Consider the following 1,204-nt stretch of genomic DNA (forward strand, 5'->3'; position numbering starts at 1 on the left):
GGTGCACGCGCTGATGGGCGAGAACGGCGCGGGCAAGTCCACGCTGCTCAAGATTCTCGGCGGCGCCTACATCCCCAGCAGCGGCACGGTGCAGATCGGCGCGCAGACCATGGCCTTCAAATGCGCCGCCGACAGCATCGCCAGCGGCGTTGCGGTGATTCACCAGGAGTTGCACCTGGTGCCGGAAATGACCGTGGCCGAGAACCTGTTCCTCGGGCATTTGCCGTCGCGTTTCGGCGTGGTCAACCGGGGGCTGCTGCGCAAGCAGGCCCTCGCGTGCCTCAAAGGGTTGGCGGATGAAATCGACCCGGAGGAGAAGCTGGGAAGGCTGTCGTTGGGCCAGCGCCAACTGGTGGAAATCGCCAAGGCGCTGTCCCGCGGCGCCCATGTGATCGCCTTCGACGAGCCCACCAGCAGCCTGTCGGCGCGGGAGATCGACCGATTGATGGCGATCATCACGCGCCTGCGCGACGAGGGCAAAGTGGTGCTTTACGTGTCGCACCGCATGGAAGAGGTGTTCCGCATCTGCAACGCGGTGACGGTGTTCAAGGACGGCCGTTTCGTGCGCACCTTCGATGACATGAGCGCGCTGACCCACGATCAACTGGTGACCTGCATGGTCGGCCGGGATATCGAGGACATCTACGACTATCGCCCGCGTGAGCACGGCGAGGTGGCGCTGAAGGTCGATGGGTTGCTTGGCCCCGGTCTGCGTGAGCCCGTCAGTTTCGAGGTGCGCAAGGGCGAGATCCTTGGGTTGTTCGGGCTGGTGGGGGCAGGGCGCACCGAGTTGTTTCGCTTGCTCAGCGGCTTGACCCGCAGCAGCGCCGGCAGCCTGGAACTCTGCGGTGAAAGCCTGCAACTGCGCTCACCCCGCGACGCCATCGCCGCCGGTGTGCTGCTGTGCCCGGAGGACCGCAAGAAGGAAGGCATCATCCCGCTGTCCAGCGTCGCCGAGAACATCAACATCAGTGCCCGTGGCGCACATTCGGCCTTCGGTTGGCTGCTGCGCGACGGCTGGGAGAAGGGCAACGCCGAGCACCAGATCAAGGCGATGAAGGTCAAGACGCCGAACGCCGAGCAGAAAATCATGTACCTGTCCGGCGGCAACCAACAGAAAGCCATTCTCGGCCGCTGGCTGTCGATGCCGATGAAAGTACTGTTGCTGGATGAACCGACGCGGGGCATCGATATCGGCGCCAAG

The 1,204-nt window shown here is 64.3% G+C and carries 1 protein-coding gene; it reads left to right on the forward strand.

Annotated features, from left to right (window positions below; translation table 11 throughout):
- Nucleotides 1-1,204: ATP-binding cassette domain-containing protein (locus CQ041_RS26105; protein ID WP_105649066.1), on the forward strand; the 1,204-nt coding region annotated here is incomplete at both ends.

The sequence above is a fragment of the Pseudomonas sp. MYb60 genome (assembly GCF_002979555.1).
In the GTDB taxonomy this organism is placed as follows: Bacteria; Pseudomonadota; Gammaproteobacteria; order Pseudomonadales; family Pseudomonadaceae; genus Aquipseudomonas.